Here is a 24,058-nt window from a genome sequence, read left to right on the forward strand (position 1 = left end):
AGCAAAGCCGGCGAAGTTCGCGATGGCAAAGCTGCCTTATTCGCTCTCCATGACAAAAATGGCCGCGATCGTCGCATCGGCAGAACATGGACGAAGATGAACTAACATGCGAGGCACTTTCTTCATCGACGGCGACAACGCCGGCACTTCATGAGGAATAGTGTCGCAGCTCATTCCAAGCGATCGCCAGCGCGTCGTTAGGCTTCTCCCGACAAGCGGCAGGCCACCTCCGTGAGGTCGAACAGACTGGCGCCGTCGGATCCCCTCGTAGCCTTGAGTTTGTCGATCAGACCATCCGGCATTTTTGCTTTGGGCGATATCGTGCTTCTGCGACTCCACCATGCGATCACCGCGGAGTAGCGGCTCATGTCGTGCGGAGCGACTTTGATCGCGAGGCCTTTGCAGCAACGTGCCGACCGGGTGTCGATGTGATGACGTGCGTGCTATCGGTCCGGATCTTGGTGAAGAAAAGACCGACGAATCGATACTTAAATGCCGATCGACGCCCGCAAGTTGGTGCCGAATGCTAACCTACGGAAAACGGCGTGGTCCAAACCTGCGGTGTGAAGGCCCCGGTTTCCTGCGTCTTACCGTCAGTTGTAGCGATCAGCGATCGCCTGAGCATTGTCGTCGTTCGCGACGGTCTCGATCTTGACTTTCGGTATGAACTCAACGGAATACTCGGCGCCCCGATAGGTTTCGGTGTGTCCTTTCTGCCGGCCGAGGCCGCGACACTCAGCACGGTCAGAAACCGATCGTGTCGTCGGCGTTCATTGCGGTTGAGAATTGCTACGCCAGGATTGCCGCTAGTAACTCTTCACGACTTGCTATCGGCCGATTAGCCGACGATTTCCGTGAATTCGCTCGCGTTATCGGCAAACTTGCGGACGGGGAGATCGAGGCGGTGCAACATGGTCACGTAGAGGTCGCCGAGCGGGCGTTCCTCGCGGGCTTTGATGTAGCGGCCGTGGCGGAAACCGAGGTCTTTGCCTCCCGCCAGCACGATTGGATAGTTCCGCGCGTTGTGCGTGTTACTCGTGCCGCTTCCGTACATGGCCAGCGTACGATCAAGCACGCTCGTTTCACCTTCGCGAATGGCCGAGAGTCGATCGAGGAAGTAGGCAAACTGTTCGGCGAGGTAACGATCGTACTCACCCCAGCTCGAATCTTTGGTTGGATCAGAGTGACTGAGGCCGTGGTGTCCACCGTGTTTGCCCGTACCGATCTTGATGATGCCGGGGAAGCGATCGCAAATTCCGTGGCCGTCTTCGGATGAAATCTGATAGGTCGCCACGCGCGAGGTATCGGTCTCGAAGGCGAGCACGATGAGATCCATCATCGTGCGGATATAGTCTGTCGGCCCCTTCTGAGAGACTTCGAGATTGAACTTCGAGCGATCGACATCGGGGATCGCTTTGCCGAGCCAAGTTTGCGCCCTGCTGAGCCGACTTTCGACTTCGCTCAACGAGGAGAGGAATTCATCGAGCCGCTGTTGATCGGGTCGACCGAGCCGATTGCGCAGCGAACGAGCATCTTCCAACAAGAAGTCGACGCGCTTGCGACCCGCTGAGAGAGCCCGTTCGTGAGCCGCGCGGTCGCCGTCGGCCGGCTTTTCGAAGAGGCGTTCAAAAATGCTGCGTGGATTCGACTCTGCGGGGATGGCTCGCCCTTGTTGATCGAACGAGATCGTGGTGGCTCGGCTCTTCATGCCGGTGCCGCCGTTGCTCGAGAGCACCAGCGAGGGAATCCGTGTGTGCAGACCGTACTGGCGCGCAATCAACTGATCGATCGAGATCGAGTTGTTGAGATTGAGGCGAATATCGGCTCCCGTGAGCCAGACGTCGCCCGTGTTGTGACCAACAAGCTGCCGACTGGTCGGATGGGAAAGTTGACCGAAGATCGTGAGATTCTGCTTATGTCTGGCAAGCGTCTCAAGCGAGCGGGTGAATTCGTAGTCGGGACCCTCGGTCCGTGGGAACCAGTTCCAATCGCTGGTTGGATCGCTGGGTTTCGACAGGGCGACACCATTGCCGAAAAAGAACGCACAGAAACGCTTCGGTTTGTCCGTGGCGGTCGGGGCGGCGGAAGCCATCGCTTCGAGCCAGGGGAGCGCCAGGGAGAGCCCCGTGCCACGAAGGAAGGTGCGTCGGTCAAGGTGCCAGGTGGGGTGAGGCATGGTGGGAACCGTGTCTAGGTGGGGTGTTCCGCAATCTGAATATGTTCGCAGGAATCGCGACCATTCTCAATCCTGTTTGGGGGGATTCACTTGGTTTGGAACGGCTCGCTAGCAATCACTAGTTCAATTAGTGCAGAGAGCCGATCTTCACGTTTTTTCAAGGCAGGCACCAAGCTATCGATCACTTCCATGTCGCTGAGCGTCAACGAACGCCCCAGAGCGTAGCTCGCCACGCGGCGTAGCACCGCTTGGCGCAAATCATCGCTTCGTGTGCGAAGCAACTCGATTTTTAACTCGCGCAGCCCGTTGATCGTGACGCCCGTAGGAAGTTCCGCTTTGGTGTCAATCGCCTGAGTCGACTTTTGTTTTCGCCATTGGCCAATCGCATCGTATTCTTCGAAGGCAATGCCCCAGGGATCGATCTTGTTATGGCAACCGGAACAGGCCGAGCTATTGCGATGCAGAGCCAGTGCCTGCGTAATCGTCAGCCCTTTGAGCTTGGGATCGCTGGCGCGGTCGAGCTCTGGGACATTGGGTGGCGGCGGGGGAGGTGGATCGTCGAGCAAGTTCTTGAGCAGCCACATGCCGCGTTTGATCGGATGCCCGTCGAGGCCATCCGAATTGCCGGTTAGCACGCTCGCCTGCGTAAGCAACCCACCGCGCTCGAGCAGTGGATCGAGCTGCACTTTGCGAAAATTCGACCCGTGTACTTCGGGGATGCCGTAGTGCTTGGCGAGGATCTCGTTGACGAAGGTGAAATCCGCGTCGAGAAAATTCAGGATGCTCAGGTCATTTTGCAGCACATGGGCGAAGAAGTGGATCGTCTCCTGCTTCATGGCGGAGGCGAGCTGGTCGTTGTACTCGGGGTAACGGTTCTTGTTGACGGTGACGCGCTGCAACCGGTCGAGCTCAAGCCACTGCTCAGCAAACTGTTCGATGAATTGCCAGGCGTTGCGGTCCTTAAGCATCCGTCGCGTCTGTTCCGCGAGCACGCGCGGGTCTCGCAACTTGCCTTGCTCCGCCAGTTGCAGCAGCGTTTCGTCGGGCATGCTGCTCCAGAGAAAGTACGAAAGTCGGGCCGCCAGTTCATGATCGGTCAGTCGTTCTTTGCCCGTGCTGCCGCTGCGACTGGCGGGGAGAGCCAGAAAACGTGTTGCCGTCAGAACTACGCTCAGCGTTTCGCGGATGCTCGCTTCCAACGAGTCGGCTTCGCTACGGGCCCGAGTCCAAAACGACATTAGTCGATCAAGTTCCTGCTTTTCGATCGGCCCGCGAAAGGCTCGCGTGGCAAAGCGTTTGATCACCTCCCGCGCGTAATCGTTCTCAGTCAGTCCGTCACGGTTGGGAAACAATATGCGGGTGTGCGATGCGGGAGGCCACTCTTCCAAGAATGGGCTCTCGAATTCGATCCATTCGATCTTCAGCTGCGGCGGATTCGCTTCGTTCGCCAGCTTAGGGGCCGCGTTCCAAGCGTAGAGGATGCTGCAATTTTGATTGCGGAAAGGCCCAGGATTCGGCAAGGGGAAGTTCTCAAGCCGGGCACGAAACTCATAGGTGCGAGACTCAAAATCATCAACGACGATCGGCGAACCAACCGGCTTGAGTTCAACGCCATGCAAGTTCGTGCATCCGAGCCCGACGGCCAATTGCGGTAGTCGAGTCGACTCCAGTTCGGGTTCGGGCTCGAACCGTGCAGCACGCACACGGATCAGCATTTCGCCGCGCCGAAATGGATGATGCAGTCGAAAGCCGTAGCGAAAGTCGGGCCGCGCCAAGGCAGCTTCGCCGAACGGTCGTGGAGCGTCGGGCAGCAACACTCCGATCGGATGCTGATTCTTCTGATCTTTTCCGAACTGGCAGTCATCGCCAATCGTGAACGTCTTGTCTTTAGCGCGATAGTCATAGCTTTCGCCTGGCAAATCCGCGGGCTTTGGCAAGACTTCGACCGGCTTCTTCGCCTCGAGGCGATACCGATGCACCTCGGGAGCTGGTCCGGTGACAATGGCCTCGGCGAGGGCCTCATCGGCGATTTGCAGGTACATCTCGTACTGCAGGGGCGACATCCGCAGGGCGTCGCCGTCATTGCGAAAGCCTTCCTTGGAACGTCCATCTTCAGGAAGCCGGCTGCCAAACTCGATCGACAATCCCAGCAGATCCTGCATCGTCCGTTCGTACTCACGGCGCGTGAGCCGACGGAAGTGGGTAGCTGGATTTTTGGTCAGCGCAGCTCTCCGCATTTCTTGCACGATCCAGCCCGTGATCAGCTCGCGTTCCGCTTTCGCAAGCTGAGGCTCGTCCTTGGGAGGCATGTCGCCGAAGTTGAGTCGATTGAGCACCTCTTGCCAGTGATCGCCGTCATTCCCTTGGATGAGATCCGGGTTCAGCTCGTCGATCCGCAACTCCCCCTTCGGTTTGTTGTCTGTCAAACCGTGGCACTTATGGCAATGCTGTTTGAGTAGCCCGGAAACTTTGGCGAACGGTATTGGCTCGGCGGCGTGCGCGGACTGCACTGACACGGACATTGTGGCCAGCATCAGCGACACTATCGTACATAGATTGAAGCGCACTCTTGGCATCGCGATCTCCGCCAAAACGAACAGGAATATCGCTCAATTTTACAATGCCCGAGTGACCCGGCACAACACGTTGAGCGAATGGGTTATTCCTTAGCCCTGCGCTAGTCCACCGATCTTCGTGCCGTCGGCTTTGGGCCGTAGCAGCGCGAGTGCACTTGCGAAAGCGGCAGACCGACGCCGCGATATTCGTGTTCGTCGCCGTCGCCGCCATTCCACGCCACATAGGCCGCGCGGAGTTCGGTGATTCGTTTCTCAAGCTGTTTCCGGACAGTGGGAGCCGGCGTGCCCCAAGTAAGTGCCGAGCTTCTCAACCTGATAGGGTGTCGGATAGATGGCGGAACGAGTGACGAGATAGGCGAACTTTTTCGAGTCGTCTCTTTTAACGCGGTTCCACTACTTATTCACATGGGCGACCGGTTTCAAAGTGAACTGATGCGCTCGCGGAAGTCGAGCGTGACGAAGCTGGGATTCGAGTTCGGTCAGCCGGGGATCCGTTTGGGTCAGCAGTTCTTGCCAACGTCGGAAGACGATCGCGTTCTTCTTCAAAACCAACTGCATCACTTGCTGCGATTGGGCAGTGATAGGACCTTTCGCGGTCGCCATGTTCCATCCTTGCTGCAGTTCACCGGAGTCGACCGTCGCGGCCATTTCGCCATCGATCAGCACCTCGTACCGCGCGGCTTCAAGACCCGTGACTTTCAACAGATAGCGATTCAGATCCGCAAGAATCGTTGCTCGCTTTAAGGCCGGTTCCGCCCGCGCGTCGATGGGCATCGGCAGCGCGTCGTCGATTCGCTCGAAACGGATCGTACCGTCTGCTTGTTTTACCAACTCTTTGATCCGGCACTTGCTTGTCGCCACGACCCGATTCTCAGCGGCGTCGATTTCGGCCGCAGAGACTTCCGAGCCAGCGCCCAGTTCTTTCAAAATCACCCAAGCCATGACGGCATGCCCCGGTGCTCCGGGATGAACGGCATCCCGGCCCCCACCGAAATATTCCGGTGGTGTGGCCGCGCGAGCCTGACGCACCAAGGTCATGTAGGGATCAAAGTGGTCGACGAACAACACCTTCTGTTGCGTGGCGACTTCCTTCAAGCCATCAGCAAATTTTCGCAGCGCCGTGTTGCTCCCCTCCTCGTTGGGATTGGGCTTGTCCGGCGTATGCTCGATCGGTTGCGGCGTGAATAATGCGACACGACAATTACGGTCGCGTAACGTTTTCACCAACGCGTTCTCAGCCAGCATGAATCTCCGATAGCTGGCATCATTAAAATTCTGATAACCAAAATCGTTCATGCCGAATTGAATCGTGACCAGCGTTGGCTGCCACGGCAACACGTCGCGGTTCAGGCCATGAGCGACATACGCCTCGATCTTCGGTTTCCGCAACGTATCATCACCCGATCTAAGCGTGGCCCAATCAATCGGTTCCGACTGGCGCTGAATGAGCGCCGCAGAATCACCACCGATGCCAAAGTTTCGGAAGTCCAGTTTCCATGTCGGAAAACGAGTCAGGACATAGGACTCGATATAAACCGTATACAGCCCACCTCGATCGGTTTCGCCTGGTTTTCCCTGCTCGGTAATACTGTCGCCGAGAAATGCGACCCGTTCACCATCGCGAATAAAGAACTCGCCAGCCTCGGTCGAGACACACAGTCCAACGACGGTGGCGCAGATCAAGAACGAACGAATCCATGAAACACCATTCATTCCTATGCGGCTCCAGACCAATCAACTCGAACGCCCCTCAACGGCATCTGATTGCAGAAAACAGCCACGGCGTTACGCAGCGAATGCCGTTCATCATGGTTTCGTACTGAATGTTCCGTTTTTACAAAACACCAACCCTCCAGCACCAAACACCTTGCGATCAGCCGAAAACTTTTCCATTTCTTCTCTTCAACCGGGATTCCCCATTTGGCTTGTGCGCTGATCCACCGACTTTTCGCTTGACGCCTGTTCAGCGGTTTTGCGGTGCAGTGTGTCACGACATTCTGGACTTTTGTGCGCGAGTTCTCGCCACCTGGCCCATATCCGTCCCGGCTTGGAATACCTGAGCCGTGGTTTCTCAGCGAGTCCGGCGTTTTAGCGCCGCTTTTTCCCCGCTGTTCTCAAACCGCGCGTACTCCTGCCACGGATCGCCTCGCGTTTTCACCTGTCCAAGCTCAGTTGAGGCTCACGGTCACGGGTTCACAGACGCTACAGGTCCGCTTCCGATTGGCCTCCACTCGTGCCTGACGTGCCAGTTGCCGAGCCGCTTCCAGTTCTCCAGGAATCTTGTCTCCCGTGCCGAAGTAGTACATTTCGTCCGGCGTCTGCCCGGGGAACGCGGAATGCGGGATTGTGGCGTTGTGCGCTTGTACATAAAACGCCACGAGCGTCTCGACCCTACGAACCGAATCTAGCGGGTTCAGGAACAGCCACTGGTGCTTGAGCACGCGCCACCAAGATTCGATCATCGAATTCGAGAACGTGATCTCGGTTTGGGCCAGGACTCGGCTCAGCAGGCCCGAGGCAATCAGCTCGTCGACGGCTCCGTTGAAGTTCTCGACGCCGCCATCGGCAACTAGCATCGGTTTATCGCCGCTGACACCCGCAGCAGCGCGATCAGTTTCTGAACGCGTCGGCGTAGCTGTAATACTTCCCGCTGCCACTGAGTCCCGTCCAGGTTGAGGGCCTCGACGGTGACGACGGGGACGTCTGAATCCGTCAGCCAGCCACGTGCGGTCGAACGAGGTACGCCTCGTTGTAGGGCGCAACCGATGTCCCGCGTGGTGCGGACCAGATTCCGGAGACGGTGATCGTAACGGCGTTGCGTGCGAGTTGTGATGGCCATCACTCGATCATGACCAACCCCACCGGCCAAGCAACCGGGCTGATGTCAATTGCCGGTTCGGTTCGTCTAGAATGGCGAGAACTCGCGCAGAAAACTCCAGAAGGTCGTGACACTCCGCACCGCTGGTTTTTCTTCTGGCCGTTGTCTCGACAGCTTGTGTCAAGAAACCCGCGCAGCCGTTGGGAGCCTCGTTTGTTGGGGAAATCCGGCCGGCTCCCGTTAGAGTTACGGCGATTGTATGAGTGAGGGAGTCCCGGAAGTGCCCCGCTCGCCGGTATTGCCGCAGAGGAGTCGTCGATCGATCGCTTGCCACATACGAGTTCTAGGGAGCCGATAACAGGACGGCTTAGACGGCGGTAAAAGAATCGCGCGACGCAAATCACCCGTTCGCCGTCCATGCGAAACCGCGGTCGCATTTCAGCCTGGCTCGCACGAGGCCAGCATTCGGTTGAAATGTTTCGATGACGATCGCCTTGATCTTCTTGGTCGAGTACTTCCGTTTGTCGCCGTAGGTGATGTCGACTTTGCCGGTATTCAATCCCTTGATGTCCACGACATTCAACAAGCTTGTGGCCGCTCCCTCGGTGCCGACGAGTGTGGCGCGCAGAAACCCGGTGCGTCCCTTTACGCGGAGCATCCCGACCGTTTTCCATGCCGCGGTCAGATGGCCCAAGAGCCCCGCCATGCCGATGATCTTCTCGCGGCGGGCGTAGTCGCGATCCAGCTTGCTCTTCAAGTTGCGCGTCGTGCAGACGATCATCGAGTCGGTCGGGTCGACGAATTTGTCGATCTCCTTGGACGGACCGAAGCAGACAACCGGGATCGTCGGGATCGTCGGGCCGAGGTTCGACTGCTCAGTGAGCTTGCCGACCGATTGCCACCAGGGAGCTCGGACCATCTGCTCGTGAAATTGACGGGCATTTCCGGCAAGCGCGAATGTCGGGTTGCGCGTCTGTTCGACTTTGCCGGCGCGGTGAATCGTGATTTGCTCGCGCGTCGGGTCCAGCACCTCAATCCGTCCGCTGTGCCGCTTGGCGTCGATCAAATACACGGCGGCATCGGTCAGGATAATCGCGTCCCATTCGCCGCGGCTGAACTCGCGCGGCGGCCAAACGCGTTGCCGAATCACACCTTTGACCTTCTTACCGAATGCCGAGGCGATTCTCAGCATCGAATCTTCGGTATCTAGACCTTTGCGATGCTGCGCACCCTCTTCAAAGGTCAAGTCGAGTACATCGCGCACGTCGTCGCCGAACGGCAATATCGCTGGCTCGACTCGGGTCGCCGCCGTCTGCTTCAGAACGGTCGGTTTATGAACGGCCGCCGGGCGAACGATCGTCGGCTTACGGAGAGCGGATGCCATGAGTACTCGTTCCGGTAGCAAGGGCCTATGGACAGTCTCGATCGGATAACCATGGTGCTGAGCGGCGGCGACGCATCCGAGCTGAGAGCGCCATGGTTCCTCACCGTTGATCTGCAGGCCGGCCGAACCCCCTGAATCTTTGTTCCCAACCGCCGGCACCCTTCGCGCGCGGGGGCAGCGCGCTGGCGGCCGACATGCTCTTAGGCTTAGCGATGTCTGTGCCGCTCCTACACTCGCGATATCTTGGCGCGACGATGATCGAATATCACACGCATCTGATCGCGAAAAACGGAAAGTCGTACTAAGTGTCCAATCGCAATTAGCACTGCCGGCATCGTCATAAGTCCTTTGAAATATGGGGGCGCTCAGGAGCGCCACAGCAAGGGGTTGCCACGGTTCGCTTTTTTGATTCGGCGGCGGTAGCCGTGACAATTTCCACGAGCAATGCCGCCGGGCTGTGGTGCAACACGTAGCCGCGATGCACTTCGCTGCTCGCGAACGGATAGACCTTCATACGGACTCTCCGAAGACATTGCGTGGGATCGATCAAAGAACCGACCGTCGATGCGGCGAAGTGGAAGGACCGGCTGTCGACATCCGAGTTCAAGAATCCAAGCGAGTGCTGAAAGTCTTATGAAGAAAAAACGAATGCCCAGGAGTGCTGCCAAAGACTCTGTTACTGTGCCCGTAATGAACGAGGTCGCCGAGCGGCAGACGGACACGATCGCAAGCAGACCAACGGCGGCACCGGTTCAGCAACGTCATCCGAACAATCAAGTCGATGGCGATCCTATCCCCAAGGCGTCCGTAACTGTGCTGAAGGTGCCGAAATCGAAAATTGCGAACGCCGCAATCCCGAAGCAAGTTCAGCCAATCCAAGAGAACGCCTGTAATGAAGTGATCGCGCCGTCGTCTGAGTCGATGCATGCGATCGTACTTGAGGTCTTAAGTGAACGGCACAATCGGACTGGTCAGAGCACCAGCTTGGCTGAGGTGCGTTCAGCGAAGAAACCGGATCGAAAAGGCCTCCGCGAGGCGGTCTCGATTCTGTTTCGGAAACCGATTGTCGACCTTACCGATCCCGTTCTCGATGAGATCATCGAGAAGATCGAAGCGGAAGCCGCTTCCGACGCCGAGAATGTAGCCGCGAATCTCATTCAGCTGGTCGCGCACCTGCGATCCCTGAACTGCACGACCCGGGACGCTATCGTCGACTATTTCGTCGCAGCTGATCAGGTGTTGCTGGAGCTTCATGCGGAACTGCGGCATTCGCGCCCCAGTCCGACGCGCTTGCGGCAAATGGCGGCGCAGTATGCCCTGGATCCGAGACGCCCTATCGATGAACCTGCCCATCGGATCGACATTCGCTCGATGTACGACGGTTACGAGATCGCCATCGCTCCACCCGGTACTTCGAATTTGAAGTCGATTCCGCTTCCCGGAATCATCGTCAACGACCCCTTTAAGTGTCTGTTGCTCGGCTTAATGTTATCCGGTCCTCCCCACTATACGGACCTCATGCAGCTGATCGAAATGCTTCTGGGGTACGTGCCGGCCGAAAACAAGGAGCTTGCTCAAAACCCAGTGCTGACACCTTCGACCGCCGTGCAAGTCGATGTCGAAGAATCTTCGATCGTCGTGTTCGGTCGCCACTATGTGGTGGAGCTGCAGCAAGTTCGATTCATGCAGTTGCTGTTAAAGGCGCCGGGCGTATGGATATCGACTCGGAAATTTCACGCCGATCCATTATTCGAAGGTGTTCGCATGGATCGAATACGGGACACGCTTCCTTCCGTCTTGCTAGATCTTATTGAGAGCAAGGGTGGGAAGGGCTATCGGCTCATGGTCGAACGGTTGGAATAGCCGTTCCAAAATCTGTACGTGGGCGCGCGAGCGTTACATGCGCATGATTTGTGACGATCGATAGTCATCACACCTCATCCCCCAAGGATGCAGAAATGGATAGCGACGAAGAGCCGCAACCGGCGGCTCGCCCTTACTTCGTTCCCGAAAACGTGGACTTCGAGGCCTTGCCCGAGTCCGTCAAAGTCGCTTTCCGAACGATCGTCGAGCCGGCCTACGCCGAGCTGGTGCTCGGGGCGCGTAACGCTTTGGAACGGAGTATGGGAGCGAGCTTCGTCTTCCTGCTCGCCGAAGAACTACTTAATCACTTCGAAATCGGGCGCGAGATGGACCTCGCACAGACGAACGCCGGTGTCGATCGAGAAAAGCGTGACAAGACCTTCGCTCAGTTCCTGAAATTGATCGGGGCGAAAAACTCGGCTTTGAATGCGTTGTTGCGGATCCGCAAGCTCCCGCCGCCGTTCCGATTCCCCGAGCCGCTGATCTAGTAAAGTTCAACGACAATGGAAATCAGAAGATCTGTTGACCAACGCCGGACGAGGATCGAGCGCTTCCTCGCTGAACATCGTGACGCGCTAAGCCGACAAGGCGTCGTCGTCCCGACGTATCGGCATCGAGATGGTCGAAAGCTCGGTCCCTTCTTTCAGTTGCGCTGTCGGATCGAGGGATGCCAAATCGCGATCTATCTCGGGACTGACGAAGAGCTTATCCGTCTCGTGCGGGGGTACTTATCGCAATTGCAAAGGCAGCGGCTGGAGAGCCTCCAATTGGCGGAACTGCGCTGCGCACTCCGGCGACGAGCCCGACTTGCTCGGCAGAGTCTAGACGCCGAGCTTGAACAGATGGGACTTCGTCGTCAAGGAAACGAGATTCGGGGCTGGCGTTCTAAAAAACGGGTTGAGGCCGTAGCCTCACTCAACATGTCGTCGACGCGGGAAGTTCCTCAGCGCTAACGATTTACAAGGTGGGTCATAATGCCGCTCAATCGAGATGAATTCGTCCGTTACCAGCGTGGTATAAAAGGCCCATCATGGCGCGCTCGGATCGCGGCCCATACGAAGATCCGCGGCGGCACGCGGCAGGCCGAAGTCGCCGATGAATTGCTGATGGATTTCAGCAAGTACCTTCGGATCAAGGGAGGAGACGGCCCTGGCAACACCCGAGCTGCGAAACTCTTTCCCATCATCGCCGCTGCAGAGCGCTTGAACGAAGATCATGAGAAGACGGCCGTATTGAAGTTGATGGTTGCGGCCGACATGTCGCACGACGAGAAGCACGCCCGTAGCGACGTCGAGATCTCAATCTTGAAGACATGGGAATCGCTGTTCTTCGATGCTCGAGGCCAGCGCCAAGCCACCGGCTGGCTGGCACACAATATCATCGAACCAGAACTGAAAGCCGGTAACCCGGAGTTGGCGTCGAAGTTGAAGGTGGCGCTGATGGCCGGGCCGATCGCCGTTCGCGGGATGCTGGACATGCAGAGCGGCGTTTGCCTAGACGAGGGTGATCGGCTGTTTCAGCGCAGGATCAAGTTGAACGAAAAGTTCGACGTTGCAGTGAACTTGCCGGTCGACTCCGAACGGTCTCAGTTGTTCTTCATGAAGTTGCACGTGAGCCTCATGGCGGCCGAGAAACGTCAGGCTTTAGCAGAACAGAAACTCGCGCAACGCTGCGCCGAAGCTCGAGACCGCGTTGAACTTGAGAAGCTGCGACTCGAGCAAGCTGCTGAGTTCCAGGCGGTTCGACGTAGCGAAAAGATGTCCAAAGCCGAACGGCGAGCGGTCGGCGGGGCTGCACGGCGGCAAGCAACGCAGGAGTTGAAACGCTACCAAGAACAGGCTCACTGGAAAGCGGTGCAGTGCCGGGTGGCGGAATCACCGTTAGCCCGGTTGCGCTGGAGTTCTCAGCCGGTTGTTGCATTTGAGGGAAGATCGCATGGTGCCGACGCCGACCCGACCATCGTGAGCATCACGGGGTACCAAGCGATGAAGGAAGTCATCGAAGACATGAACGAACTCGCCGAGAAGGAATTCGATAGCGAGCAAATGCACGAGCCCTTGCTCGTGGCCATCTAAAAGAAAAGAAGTTCGACCGGAGCAAGTGTTTGCCTTTGAAATCTCGCCAAACGCAAGCCGTTGATTTGTCTCACGGGAGTATGACGTGCTCCCGCAACGGCTTGCGAGGCTATAAGGAATTCGACGATGGAACGAAACAGCATCTACGAGACACTGCTGAAAGACGCAAAACCGTGCGTGCTCCCGGTGCCGTGGACGGAACTGCAGTGTCACTCGGCGTTCGTTCGCCTGCCGGAGGACTTATCGCGGACGATCAAACATCTAAAGGGAAAGTTCAAAGATGAAGCCCTCATCGGGGCCGGAGTTCTTGTTCAAACGGCTCCAGGCGAAACGAGCGTCAATCCATTACTGATCGAGCATGGTCACTGTCTCTTGGCAACGGAGAAGGCGCTCGAAGGGGGTTGTCATCAGCTGGTCGCTGGCATGCAGGCGATCGGACGGCATCAGGGGAGCGTCGCTGCAGCGCTTGATGATCCGCGGATGGCGGAGATCCGTGAGAACGTCGATTCGCAAATATTCGTCGCCTTTTCGCAGGCCGATTTGGCGGTTGCCTGGAGCATCGGTTTGCCGGCGATTCCGTCAACCGGCCTGGAGAATCTCGGCGGCAAAGCACTGGATGTGATGTGTCAGGCTTTGAAGCTACGGCGATCGTCGGACGAATTCGACACCGACCGAGCCCCGAGTGGGCTCACGATGACGAGCTATCCGGTATTGATCAACTGGTCTCTCGCTGAGCTCGCACCGAAGGATTATGCAAACGCCCGAGAAGTAGAACGTCACTTCTTGGGCCTGCATCGCCATCTCGGCGTCGACCTCAGGGGCGGCGCTATTTGGACGCCGACAGCCCAGGAAATTGAAACGATCAAGTTTCGAATCACGTTCGGGCAACCGAGCGATGTCTTGGATGCGATCGTCGACAGCAGTGCGGCGAGCCCGACCTTCGGCGCCGCGTCGAAAGCCAGCGCGTGCCCGGAGCCGCGAGGTTACCTCGAGGCACTTCGGGAATGGACGGCATGCGCCGCGAGTGAAGACAATTCGCGCCGCAAAAGAGCATGGGACCGAGTACTACGCTTTCAGGAATCCGAACTGATTACGCCCTTGTTAGAGCAGGCTCACAAGGAATCGGAGCTGCTGCCGCAGATGCTGCTAACGGCGCTGAGTGGAGTCAGTCGTATGTTTCACCCTCAGGCAACGCTCATGTCGGTAAAGTTTGCGAAGACCATTCGAGATAACGGCTTGAAGGCATCGACTCAGCTGCCTACCGAGGATTTTCGACAATTCGTCGCACTCGCGGACCATATGATCGCAATGGCGGAAGGAGTTCACTTATGCCGAGGCAAGAAGCCAAAGAATATCGCCAAGTTACTGAAGTCGATGAAGTTGCCGCCGACCTTGAAGCCCTCGGACTCGGCAGCGAAGAGATCGCGGCGCTGAGGCAGCAAGGATTCGTAACCGGCGAGGTACGGGTCGGCCGCGTGATCTACAAGCTTCGATTCCGTTTGCAGGGTCGGCAGCGAGTGCGGTACCTCGGTACTGACGCCGACAAAGCGGATTGCGTCGAGAGACTTATACAGACGCTGCAACGTGGTCGTCGCATCAAGAAGCAATTACGAGACCTCAACCACGATTTGACCGAAAAGCTGGGAGAGACGAAACGACGCCTGGAACCGTTTTTGGATCGAGCTGGATTGAAATTTCACGGAATGGCAATTCGCAACCCTCGAGGCCGCAACGCGACGATTGCGCAGCCGACCATCATGCAAAAGGAGATTTAGATCATGGAAGAAGAACAGCAGGTTACCGAAGCGACGCAAGCAGTTGAAAACTCTCCGGAATCGTCGGACTCGGCGGTGGCGCGCGAGCAACGCATTGCAGATTATGTGACGCAGTCTCTGGAGGTGGGCGATCCGTTCGAGGCCAACGTCGGCGTGGTCAACGCCGACCTCATGTTGCTCGCCCTTCGCTATCGGCAAGTTCTAGGTGACGCACTTGAGCAGCCGCCGGAAAACTTGGCTGAATTGGCCGAGATCATGCCGAGCGTCGACAGCTACGTCCGTTTGGTGAAGCAAGTTGATCGCATCTCGCAGTTGGCGATGAAGCTCAAAGCGGCGAATGCATCGCCGTGATCCGCCGACGCTGTACCGCAAGACGACGGCTGAAGCGAAGATCTGAGATTTTGATACCCAGCTCCAGCGGGTGGATGCCAGCCGATTGCTGGCGAAGTCTGCTTGTGCTATCGTTCGAAACAAGCGGAGCGACTGCGCGCCAGGTGACAAAAACTTTGTCCCAAATCGATCCGGTGGCCAACCACTACGTCTCAACGTGGCCAACCACTTTGTCTTGAGTTGCTCTAAGTCGTTTCGCGTCGGTGCGGCCGTGGCCAAAAACTATGTCTGCCTCCATTGCGAACGTTAGTTATTTTGCCGCCGTGCGATGCGAACACGAGCACCGCTTAAATTTAGGCGCATATCCAAAAGTCGATTGCTTACGCCGTAAACACGAGTCGCAGTCTCATTCGACATTTTCTGCTCAAGAATATGCAACGCTGCGGCGTCGGGCACCAACAAAGTTGGCCCGAGCCATTCCGCCTCCGCTTCTAAAATTGAATCAGGTACAAACGGTAGCGTCGGTGCGTGGCATAAGATGGCGTGTGCTAATTCATGAGCAAGATTAGCCGCTTGTCGCGCTTTCACGTGGCCGTCATTGTGAAAAACGATACGCTTTCGGCCGTGCCTTCCCACAAAAATAGTCACGGCCGAAAATAGGTCGCGCCCTTTCCCTCTTAAGTAACGAACTCCCTCCGGCTCATATTTTTCTACGTCGCTCAGCTGCACTACCGGGATATCCAAGTGCTCAGCCACGCGCCAAGGGCAGATCGGCGCATGCGCAGCCAAATTCAGTTCGCGTCGTAACGCGACGGCGTGTGAATTTGCTTCAGCTTTAAAACCTCGCCGCAATTTGATCATTCGGATTTCTCGGAACTGAAGTGTTGATACATCGCTTTCAGCGTTGCCTCAATCGCTTTCTTTCCTTGCGGGGAGAGGTTTTTATCTCGTCGAAACTGGGCAGCGATATTGGCCACCGGTGAGAGAAGGCCGGGCTGATTTTTGTCCCCATCGATGATGTATTCATCGGCGGACAACCCGGACCATTTTAGAAGTGCAGCTAGGCTATCCACGTCTGGCCGTCGGCCTTGCGCCATACGAGTTAACGTCGACGCACTTACCTCGGACTCTTCGGCAACTTGTTTCCATGTTAGATCGCGCGATTGTCGCTGATCTTCTAGGGCTGCAAAGAATCCTTCCGCGTCGAAAATCCCCTTAGGCATAAAATTTCTATTTAGCAATCGATTTCACTATTGCAATTCTGCGGCCTGTGCGCTACGATTGGAATTGCAGGATGGCAATTTAAGTCTACATCGCAATTTTAATGCGTCAAATGGAATTTTAATGCAAAGGAGGGGGAATTGGTACGAACGAGTTCGCGTTAGGCATCAGTTTGTTTTCTTGGATTATTTAAAGGATAGACTCGATGAAAAAACTACTTTTTAGTGTCTTTTTATTACTTGCGACTACGAGTGTCGCGTTGGCCACAACTGCGGACCAAGCAACGGTGAGCGGTGCTTTAGACGCACTTGAATTTGAATTTATCAAGCCGAGGGACGGAACTATCGGCGGCCCGCAAGAGTATAAGGCAACTCAAGGAACTATCGCCGCTCTTCGGCGAACTCAATTCTGGGTGAAGAGCGACGGTTCCATCACCTTCACGAAGCCTCCTGGCGTCGGAGCTGGCGGCGTCGCAGCGACGAAGGAACAATCTTTGATTGGTGATGCATTACAGAAATTGAAGTTTAAGTACGTTCAGCCGACCAACGGTAAAGTCGGTGGCGATCAAGAATATGAGGTTACTCACGAGACGATTCGTCACTTGAGGGGTAGTCGATTTTGGCTGCTCGGGGATGGCTCGATCTCATTTAAGCCACCTACCGAATAGAGTTGGTAGGTCGTCGCTAACGAAAAAAGGGATGTGTTACTTCAAAGTAGCACATCCCTTTTCCTTTCGACGACGGTGTTATCTGTGCCATTCCGCGTCCTGCCACCCCGACATTTCGATGTGATTGCGGTCGTGCGGCGGTGTGCCGAGCAAACTCGATCGGCCTGTGATGCGGCGGCAGAATCGAGTTGGGAAAGCAGCGGGCATGCTTTCCTCAGCGAATGTCCCGATCTGCGGTTGATCGTCGTGGCCGGGGGTGCCATGATTCTTCTTTAGAATCGGCTCACCGCCGGGCCGGTTCTTCGGTGTGTTACGATACGGAAAATTCCTTGCACTCTGCTACGAGATAGGTCGGCGATCGCTATGGGACGAAATTTCGAGAATCGCAAGAAGTCGATCTTTAAGACGGCCGGGCAGAAATCGAAGTTGTACTCGAAGTACGGTAAGCAACTGTACGTCGTCGCCAAGAACGGCGCTCCGGATCCTGACCTCAATCCGGCTTTGCGCAGCTTCATCGAGAAAGCCAAGCGAGATCAAGTGCCCGCCCACGTGATCGAAAAGGCGATCGAGAAGGCCCGCGGTGCCGGCGGGGAAGATTTCGCGACGGCCCGCTACGAAGGGTTCGGGCCGGGCGGGTCGTTGGTCATCGTCGATTGCTTGACGGACAACAATCAACGGACGATCTCCGAGGTTCGCAATTGTTTCACGAAGACCGGTTCGAAGATGGGAGCGACCGGCTCCGCCGCGTTGTCGTTCGATCATCTGGCGGTGCTCTCCTTCAAAGGAGGGAACGAAGACGCGGTGCTCGAAGCGATGTTGAACGCCGACGTCAATCTGGACGACGTCGAATGCAAGGACGGCCACGTGACGGTCTTTGCGCCCCCCTCCGAGTTCTTCAAAGCGAAGACGGCATTGCTCCAAGCGTTTCCGGGCACCGAGTTGGAAGTGCAAGAGATCACCTTCTTAGCTCAGACCACGAAGACGCTCGAGCCGGACGACTTAGCCACGTTCGAAAAGCTGCTGGCTATGTTGCACGATTGCGACGACGTGCAGGAGATCTATCACAACGTGGACTTGCCGGGCTAGTCGGCTCCGTTGCATCGTCGGTGCCGGCTGCGGGTTGCGTCGTACGGCGGCAAAACCACTTGTGTTCGGCGTGGGCCGTGGGCAACATGGAGGGATGCCGCCGCGAACAGCCTGCTCGGCGCTCCCGCCTACGAGACCCTGCCTGATGTCGAAGCGTGCGATTCGTCGTTGTTTTTCGGTCGGCTCGGCGGCGGCGTGTTTACTCGTCGGGTTGTTCGCTGCGAGCGGGCAGGCTCAGGATTTCGAGAGCGCGCCGATCGAGTACGCGAAGCGGGTCCCTAGGAATCGGGTCTCCGAATTGATGGCCGATGTGCAGGTCGGCAAGAAGACGTTGAAGCACGACGCGGAGTTCGGCTATCTCCGTTCGCTCTTGGCCGAGCTGGCCGTGCCCGTCTCGTCGCAGACGCTGGTGTTTTCCAAAACCAGTTTGCAGCGCCACTACATCAAGGCGAGCACGCCGCGAGCCCTGTACTTCAACGACGACACTTACATCGGCTACTGCCAAGACGGCGACGTGCTCGAGATCTCGACCGTCGACGACGACCTGGGAGCGGTCTTCTACACGCTTGCGCAAGAGCCGGAGAAAGTTCCGTCGGCCATCCGGCAGACCGACACCTGCTTGATCTGCCATGCCGCCACGCCGACCAAGGGAGTGCCGGGCCACACGCTGCGCTCCGTCTATAGCGATGCGGCCGGCTATCCGATTCTGTCGTCGGGCACTTACCGCACCGATCAGTCGAGCCCTTTCGATCGTCGCTGGGGAGGTTGGTACGTTACCGGAACGCACGGCGAGCAGAAGCATCTCGGCAATATCGTGCATACCGGCTACGGCAATCCCGAGCGAGCCGACAACGCCGCGGGGCAGAACGTGGTCGACCTCGGGCATCTGCTGGAAACGAAGAACTACCCGACGCCGCATAGCGACATCGTGGCGCTGATGGTGCTGGCGCATCAGACCGAAGCGCACAACTTCATCACGCGCGCCAACTTCACGACGCGGCAAGCGATGCACGATCAGGAGAGCTTGAATCGCGAACTGGGTCTGCCGCCCGACGAGCCGCGCGAGAGCACGCAGAGCCGCATCAGGAGCGTGTGCGAGCCGCTGTTGGAATATCTCTTCTTCAGCGACGAAACTCCGCTGACGCACAAGCTCGAGGGGACGAGCGGATTCGCCGCGGAGTTTGCGCGGCCGGGGCCGCGCGATCGGCGCGGGCGCTCGCTCCGCGACCTCGATATGCAAAGCCGGATGTTCCGCTATCCGTGCAGCTACCTGATCTATTCGTCGAGCTTTCGGGCCCTGCCGAAGGAAGCGAAGGAGTACGTGTTTCGACGCATGGCCGAGATCTTGAGCGGCAAAGACGAGAGCGAGAATTTCCGACATCTATCGCCGGAAGATCGCCGCGCAGTGCGCGAGATCCTGGCGGACACGCTGCCCGAGCTTAAGCTCTGAGGCCGGCGACCGGCGTAAGCCGGCCGTTACTTCGAGCGCTTCGTAGCGAGCGGGGTGAGCCGAATCGAGTGGATGTGAAACGGCGTATGCGATCCGAGGAACAACGATTGCTTGTTCGGGAGGTCCCAAAACTTGGTCGAGAGTTGATCCGGCCGTCCTTGCCAATCGACGACCTTCTCGGCGTCGCAAAATACCTTGACGCCGCCGGAGCGCACTTCAACGCGCACCGTCTTGCGCTGGTCGAGCGGAAGTCGAGAGCCGAGATTCTTCGTCGGATTGCGATCGTTGTTCAGGCCTTCACCGTCGAGCAGTTCGATCCCCCAGCGTCCGGAAGCGTTATACGAGTCCATCATCGCAGTCGCTTGCCGGCCGCCGGAAACGAAGCCTAGGACCATTCCCGTGCCTCCCGGCATCTTGCGCTCGATGACAAGCTCGACTTCATACTCCGCCGGAACCGCTCCCGGGGTCGGCAAGTAGAGTCGAGCTTGTCCGTTGCCGCCGCCGTTGTTCGGTGTGACGAGTACGCTGCCTTGCTTCGTCCAACCTCCCGCGACGACATCGCGCGGAATCTCGATGGCCGCGAGAAGATCGATCGTTGCTGCCGCCGCAGGCTTCGCAACGGTCGTAACGGAACCCTTGCCCGAAAGGTTGCGGAAGACGATGTTGCGAAAACGAACCTCGACCGGCGTGCCTTGAGAGACGAGTTGCCAACCGAGGAGGCCTTGATCGGGAAGGTCGAAATCTCCGTCGGTAGTCGTGCTGCCGTTGACCGTGATCGTCAGGTGCTTGCCCACGCAGCGCACCGTCATCCGATTATAGTCGTTCTCTTTGTGCAGCTTGGCGGGAGTCTCGGGAGGAGCGGCCGATAAGACTCCGTTGCGCGGACCGCTTTGCCACCAGAGTCCGCCGTATCCCGTTTTGCCGGTGGCGCCGATCTCGGCTTGCGGGCCGGTCATCATGAGCGTCGTCGGGTCGAAGATCGTGCTGCGGAACTGCAATCCCGAGTTGGCTCGATCGCCCTGCAACTTCACCTCGTATTCGCATTCGAAATCGCGATAGGTTTTCGTGCCGTAAAGGAAAGTGATTCCTTGTTGCTGCAATGTTCCCACCAGCTCGCCGGCTTCCCATCTCCAAACGCCGGGCCGGCCGGTCCAGTCGGTGAGATCGACACCGTTGAAGAGCCGAACGACGCCCGCGGACGAAGCCGGCGCTTCGGCAGCAGCGGGCGTCGTTCCACTGCGCACCCATGTCGTACCGATGATTTGTCCGTGTCGTCCGTGGCCGGAAGAATCGAGAAGTTCGGTCCCCGAACCCTCGTCGCAGTGATACAGAGCGAGCGTATTCGCATCCGGCGCGAAGCGCTCGTCAGGCTCAAAGTCGACGACATAGCGAGCTGTCGATGAGACGCGGATTTCGTCGATTTTGCCGTCGTAGCGCGAGGGGAAACCCCCGAGTCGCTCGCTACCGATCCATGTACCGTCGAACTTTGCCGCGTTTGAGGGCGTTGACGACCCAGTTTGCTTCTTGACCAGTTTTCCGTCGACGAACAATCGCGACTCGCCCGCATCGACGACGTACGCCAAATGCGTCCAGCGGTCCGCCGACACGGGCGGGCCGAATAGATCACGACCGACTTTGTCGTCGGCGGTTCGTTCCGCGCCGTGGGGATTGCGATTCGCAAAATGGAGTTGGACCGGGGCCCGGCCATTGACGCGCACGATCGGCATCGTTTTAACGCTGAAGTCTCGTACACGACATTCCAACGTGCATGATTCGCCGTCGCGTTGGAGTTTGGGGATGACTATTTCGCTAGTCACCCCGTTGAAACTTAATGCCGCATCGGCGATTAGAGCCGGCGAAGAAGATGCGACCGGTTGGCTCAAGGACGGTCCGGACGCCGTGCGCGGCGTGCCGTCGGAGTTTAGTTCTCTTAGGCGGAGATTGCGGAACTCCAGCTGCGACGGATAGAGCTGCAAGCCGAGTCGGCCGCGCGTGCGCTTCCCCGGCGCAAGCTCCGTGGCGACGACGAGCGTGCCGTTGATCGAGATGCGTGCGCTGTCTTTGAAGACTGCTAAGCGGAATCGATGCCACGCGCCGGCGGGTGGGCGCACTTCCGGCTGCGGCGCGACGGAGCCGTAGATGGCGCCGGTTCGGCTCGTCCCGCCGATCGTCGCGAACCTCGGCGAGTTGTCGTCGAGCAACTGAACTTCTTGGAAGTCGGCGCCGGAGATCTTTCCCTCGGGCCAGGCCCGAAAGAAGACGCCGCTGTTGCTGTCGGGTCCGAGTTTATAGTCCATTTCGAATTCGAAATCGTCGTACTCGGCGTCGGACATCAACCAGCCCGGCGTACCGCTCGTTTGCCCGACGAGCACCCCGCCGGAAACGCGCCAACCGTGGAGCCCTTGCGGAGTCCAGCCGGTGAGGTCGCGGCCGTTGAACAGGCTTTGCCAACCATCGGTCAACGGCATGGCAGGAGGATTGGTTGCGAGGGTCGAAGGCGTTGCGGTCGGCGTAGTCCACTCGACGAGGCAATTGGGTCGTGCTTTCTTTAGCTCCGCCACTCCGGCCGCGGTGACACCCGTACCGTCGAGCCACACATAGTTCAGGTTCGGCAACTGACTAAGATGCTTGAGGCCCGAGTCGGTGATTCCGGTGACGTTACGAAGATCCAAATCGCTCAATGTTTTAAATCGGTCTGCGGCCCACTTCAGGCTGTCATCGGTGAGCCCACTTCCCGCGAGGCAGAGTGTTTCGAGTTTAGGTAAATCACTCAACTGCTGAAGAACGGTATCGGAAACTCGGGTGTTTTTAATGCTGATGGATGTAAGCCGAGTTAACCCGCTGAGTACCTTGAGCGAGGAGACGTTGCCGTTATCGCGCATAATACGGAGCACATAGAACGGCTCGCGCGGAAGCTCCGATTTGTTCCGTACTTGGGTCGAACCGAAAGCGGCACTCGCCGCCAAAGCGATGTCGCAGCTGACGGTTGCCTTCTCGGACAGGCACCATTCCGCGGCGGCGCGATTCCTTTGCACTTCCGCCGCCGCGAGTATGGTCGCGGCCGGTGCAGGGGTCGTCGGCACGACTTCGACACTTGCCCCGCCGGGCACGTTCAACTCCGCGACCACGTTGCCGTCTTTATCGCGGACCTTCACGATGATCCCCGCCACGAGCAACAGCACGGCTCCTGCGATCCCGGCCGCGATGAGCTTCGTCTTGTTGTTCGCGCCGGTGAACTTCGCACTCTTCGTGGGAGGCCGAGCCGAAGTCGATGCGTTCCTCGCGCGCGTGGCGGCATTCGCCGCCGGAGCGAGCATTTCGCTCTTGGGATCGGTTTCCACTTCCGCTTGATCGAACTGTGCGGTGGCGTCGAACTGTGCCGTGGAGGAAGCCTTCGACGCCGACGCCGGTTTCACTTGCGAGGTCGCGCTTCCCGGCTTCGTCGGCCCGCTTCCCATCGCGTTCATGAACGACGCGAGCTCGGCATTGTTCCCGACGCGCGAACCGCCGGCCCCGCCGTGCGAGCCGCCGGTCGCGGAGCTTCCGTCTTTCGCAAACGGCATCAGTGCCGCGATCACTTCGTTCATCGACTGAAAGCGATCTTGCGGTCGCTTGGCGATCATCTTGTGGAAGGCTTGCTCGAGCGGCCAGGGAACGTCGTCGCGCGTCTTCACGAGCGACGGCAGCGGCGCGTCGCGGTGCGCCATGAGCCGGCCGATCATCGTGTCGTTTTCGTAGGCCTTCTTCGCCGTGAGCAGATACCAGAGCGTGCAGCCGAGCGAATAGATATCGGCCCGCGCATCGGCCGTCTTCGTATTCGTCGCTTGCTCGGGACTCATATAGTCGACGGTCCCCATCACCTGCTCGGTCGCCGTGAGACCGTCGTCCCCCCCTTCGATGCGCGCGAGCCCCATGTCGAGAATCTTGACGACCCCTTTATTGTCGAGCAGCAAGTTCGCCGGCTTAATGTCGCGATGGATTACTCCTTCGCCGTGGGCGAACGCCAAGCCCTTCGCGGCTTGCAACACGTAGTCGATCGCCACTTCGACCGTGAGCGGACCGTTTTTCTTGACCAAGTCGGAGAGGTCGCCGCCGTCGACGAATTGCATCACGAGATACTTCACGCTCCCGGCCTCGCCGGAGTCGTACGCCGTGACGATGTTCGGATGCTCGAGCCGCGCCGCGGCTTGCACTTCGCGCTGGAACCGCTTCACGGCCGCTTCGTCTTTCATCGCCGCGCCGGACATCACCTTCAGCGCCACGATTCGTTTCATCCGTCGATGCCGCGCTTTGTAGACTTGCCCCATCCCGCCCGCGCCGATCTCGGCCAGCACGGTGTAGTCGCCCATGATCAGCCGCGCCCCCCGGCCGGCGAGGATCTCACGGGCCTGAAACTCGGTGAGTTTGTTTTGTGCGATGAAGTGCCGGGCAAAGGCTTCGCCGTCTTTCGGGCGTTCGCCTGCGGGAATCGCACCCCAGGCCGCGCGCACTTCGTCGGCCGTCATCAGTTGCGACGTCGTGAGTGCCTTGCCGAATTGTTCGCTCGAGACAGCCATAACCTGTGCGGATCCAAGCCACAGAGAATCTCATGCACCTCTACGGATGAGCTCCCCCAAAAGGATTGATTCATGATAACG

18 protein-coding genes and 1 pseudogene are annotated in these 24,058 nt (G+C 58.1%); 9 read left to right on the forward strand and 10 right to left on the reverse strand.

Annotation, left to right across the window (positions count from 1 at the left end; translation table 11 throughout):
- Positions 1-593: 593 nt before the first annotated feature.
- From K8U03_22170 to K8U03_22200, 7 genes and pseudogenes are all read right to left on the reverse strand, one after another.
- Positions 594-737: pseudogene (locus K8U03_22170) on the reverse strand (P-II family nitrogen regulator).
- Positions 738-838: 101 nt separating this feature from the next.
- Entirely contained in the window at positions 839-2,176 is a 1,338-nt protein-coding gene (locus tag K8U03_22175; protein MCE9607603.1) for a DUF1552 domain-containing protein, read from the reverse strand.
- An 86-nt stretch (positions 2,177-2,262) separates the two neighbouring features.
- A complete protein-coding gene (locus K8U03_22180) occupies positions 2,263-4,719 on the reverse strand; it encodes a DUF1592 domain-containing protein (protein MCE9607604.1) in 2,457 nt (818 codons plus the stop codon).
- Between the two features lie 426 nt (positions 4,720-5,145).
- Entirely contained in the window at positions 5,146-6,465 is a 1,320-nt protein-coding gene (locus tag K8U03_22185; protein MCE9607605.1) for an SGNH/GDSL hydrolase family protein, read from the reverse strand.
- A gap of 455 nt (positions 6,466-6,920) precedes the next feature.
- Complete coding sequence (locus tag K8U03_22190) at positions 6,921-7,409, reverse strand: integrase core domain-containing protein (protein MCE9607606.1); 489 nt, start codon at positions 7,407-7,409, stop codon at positions 6,921-6,923.
- Between the two features lie 561 nt (positions 7,410-7,970).
- Positions 7,971-8,954: a hypothetical protein gene (locus K8U03_22195; protein MCE9607607.1), complete on the reverse strand. Its 984-nt coding sequence runs from the start codon at positions 8,952-8,954 to the stop codon at positions 7,971-7,973.
- Between the two features lie 337 nt (positions 8,955-9,291).
- Complete coding sequence (locus K8U03_22200; protein MCE9607608.1) at positions 9,292-9,468, reverse strand: hypothetical protein; 177 nt, start codon at positions 9,466-9,468, stop codon at positions 9,292-9,294.
- Between the two features lie 119 nt (positions 9,469-9,587).
- On the opposite strand from K8U03_22200, the gene K8U03_22205 reads away from it, so the two are divergent.
- The 6 genes from K8U03_22205 (at position 9,588) to K8U03_22230 (ending at position 15,018) form a co-directional block, all read left to right on the forward strand.
- Positions 9,588-10,817 carry a hypothetical protein gene (locus K8U03_22205; protein ID MCE9607609.1) on the forward strand — a complete coding sequence of 410 codons (1,230 nt, stop codon included), beginning with the start codon at positions 9,588-9,590 and terminating at the stop codon, positions 10,815-10,817.
- Positions 10,818-10,912: 95 nt separating this feature from the next.
- On the forward strand, positions 10,913-11,305 hold the full coding sequence (locus K8U03_22210; GenBank protein MCE9607610.1) for a hypothetical protein: 393 nt from the start codon (positions 10,913-10,915) through the stop codon (positions 11,303-11,305).
- 486 nt (positions 11,306-11,791) lie between these two features.
- Positions 11,792-12,892 carry a hypothetical protein gene (locus K8U03_22215; GenBank protein ID MCE9607611.1) on the forward strand — a complete coding sequence of 367 codons (1,101 nt, stop codon included), beginning with the start codon at positions 11,792-11,794 and terminating at the stop codon, positions 12,890-12,892.
- A gap of 126 nt (positions 12,893-13,018) precedes the next feature.
- The gene (locus K8U03_22220) at positions 13,019-14,326 is read left to right on the forward strand and encodes a hypothetical protein (protein ID MCE9607612.1); all 1,308 of its coding nucleotides are present in this window, start codon (positions 13,019-13,021) and stop codon (positions 14,324-14,326) included.
- Complete coding sequence (locus K8U03_22225; GenBank protein MCE9607613.1) at positions 14,221-14,667, forward strand: hypothetical protein; 447 nt, start codon at positions 14,221-14,223, stop codon at positions 14,665-14,667. Before K8U03_22220 ends, K8U03_22225 begins: the two co-directional genes overlap by 106 nt.
- Positions 14,668-14,670: 3 nt before the next feature.
- Positions 14,671-15,018 (forward strand): hypothetical protein, encoded by a 348-nt coding sequence (locus K8U03_22230; GenBank protein ID MCE9607614.1) that lies wholly within the window; start codon positions 14,671-14,673, stop codon positions 15,016-15,018.
- A gap of 285 nt (positions 15,019-15,303) precedes the next feature.
- On the opposite strand, the gene K8U03_22235 is transcribed toward K8U03_22230, so the two are convergent.
- Positions 15,304-15,858 (reverse strand): ImmA/IrrE family metallo-endopeptidase, encoded by a 555-nt coding sequence (locus K8U03_22235; GenBank protein ID MCE9607615.1) that lies wholly within the window; start codon positions 15,856-15,858, stop codon positions 15,304-15,306.
- A complete protein-coding gene (locus K8U03_22240) occupies positions 15,855-16,220 on the reverse strand; it encodes a helix-turn-helix domain-containing protein (GenBank protein MCE9607616.1) in 366 nt (121 codons plus the stop codon). Before K8U03_22240 ends, K8U03_22235 begins: the two co-directional genes overlap by 4 nt.
- A 203-nt stretch (positions 16,221-16,423) precedes the next feature.
- Between K8U03_22240 and K8U03_22245 the strand changes: the two genes are divergently transcribed.
- The 3 genes from K8U03_22245 to K8U03_22255 all read left to right on the forward strand — a co-directional run bounded on the left by K8U03_22245 (position 16,424) and on the right by K8U03_22255 (position 19,421).
- On the forward strand, positions 16,424-16,885 hold the full coding sequence (locus K8U03_22245) for a hypothetical protein (protein ID MCE9607617.1): 462 nt from the start codon (positions 16,424-16,426) through the stop codon (positions 16,883-16,885).
- A 363-nt stretch (positions 16,886-17,248) separates the two neighbouring features.
- Positions 17,249-17,971 carry a YebC/PmpR family DNA-binding transcriptional regulator gene (locus K8U03_22250; protein ID MCE9607618.1) on the forward strand — a complete coding sequence of 241 codons (723 nt, stop codon included), beginning with the start codon at positions 17,249-17,251 and terminating at the stop codon, positions 17,969-17,971.
- Between the two features lie 145 nt (positions 17,972-18,116).
- Entirely contained in the window at positions 18,117-19,421 is a 1,305-nt protein-coding gene (locus K8U03_22255; protein MCE9607619.1) for a hypothetical protein, read from the forward strand.
- Between the two features lie 26 nt (positions 19,422-19,447).
- On the opposite strand, the gene K8U03_22260 is transcribed toward K8U03_22255, so the two are convergent.
- Positions 19,448-23,977 (reverse strand): DUF1080 domain-containing protein, encoded by a 4,530-nt coding sequence (locus K8U03_22260; GenBank protein ID MCE9607620.1) that lies wholly within the window; start codon positions 23,975-23,977, stop codon positions 19,448-19,450.
- Positions 23,978-24,058: the final 81 nt, after the last annotated feature.

Source organism: Planctomycetia bacterium (assembly GCA_021413845.1).
Classification (GTDB): domain Bacteria; phylum Planctomycetota; class Planctomycetia; order Pirellulales; family PNKZ01; genus PNKZ01.

Excerpts from the sequence above, each read along its gene's own strand:
- K8U03_22260 (MCE9607620.1), bottom strand. The coding sequence starts at position 23,977 with ATGGCTGTCTCGAGCGAACAATTCGGCAAGGCACTCACGACGTCGCAA.
- K8U03_22255 (MCE9607619.1), top strand. The coding sequence starts at position 18,117 with ATGTCGAAGCGTGCGATTCGTCGTTGTTTTTCGGTCGGCTCGGCGGCG.
- K8U03_22225 (MCE9607613.1), top strand. The coding sequence starts at position 14,221 with ATGCCGAGGCAAGAAGCCAAAGAATATCGCCAAGTTACTGAAGTCGAT.
- K8U03_22200 (MCE9607608.1), bottom strand. The coding sequence starts at position 9,468 with ATGAAGGTCTATCCGTTCGCGAGCAGCGAAGTGCATCGCGGCTACGTG.
- K8U03_22240 (MCE9607616.1), bottom strand. The coding sequence starts at position 16,220 with ATGCCTAAGGGGATTTTCGACGCGGAAGGATTCTTTGCAGCCCTAGAA.
- K8U03_22220 (MCE9607612.1), top strand. The coding sequence starts at position 13,019 with ATGGAACGAAACAGCATCTACGAGACACTGCTGAAAGACGCAAAACCG.
- K8U03_22230 (MCE9607614.1), top strand. The coding sequence starts at position 14,671 with ATGGAAGAAGAACAGCAGGTTACCGAAGCGACGCAAGCAGTTGAAAAC.
- K8U03_22215 (MCE9607611.1), top strand. The coding sequence starts at position 11,792 with ATGCCGCTCAATCGAGATGAATTCGTCCGTTACCAGCGTGGTATAAAA.
- K8U03_22245 (MCE9607617.1), top strand. The coding sequence starts at position 16,424 with ATGAAAAAACTACTTTTTAGTGTCTTTTTATTACTTGCGACTACGAGT.
- K8U03_22210 (MCE9607610.1), top strand. The coding sequence starts at position 10,913 with ATGGATAGCGACGAAGAGCCGCAACCGGCGGCTCGCCCTTACTTCGTT.
- K8U03_22195 (MCE9607607.1), bottom strand. The coding sequence starts at position 8,954 with ATGGCATCCGCTCTCCGTAAGCCGACGATCGTTCGCCCGGCGGCCGTT.
- K8U03_22185 (MCE9607605.1), bottom strand. The coding sequence starts at position 6,465 with ATGAATGGTGTTTCATGGATTCGTTCGTTCTTGATCTGCGCCACCGTC.
- K8U03_22250 (MCE9607618.1), top strand. The coding sequence starts at position 17,249 with ATGGGACGAAATTTCGAGAATCGCAAGAAGTCGATCTTTAAGACGGCC.
- K8U03_22205 (MCE9607609.1), top strand. The coding sequence starts at position 9,588 with ATGAAGAAAAAACGAATGCCCAGGAGTGCTGCCAAAGACTCTGTTACT.
- K8U03_22175 (MCE9607603.1), bottom strand. The coding sequence starts at position 2,176 with ATGCCTCACCCCACCTGGCACCTTGACCGACGCACCTTCCTTCGTGGC.
- K8U03_22235 (MCE9607615.1), bottom strand. The coding sequence starts at position 15,858 with ATGATCAAATTGCGGCGAGGTTTTAAAGCTGAAGCAAATTCACACGCC.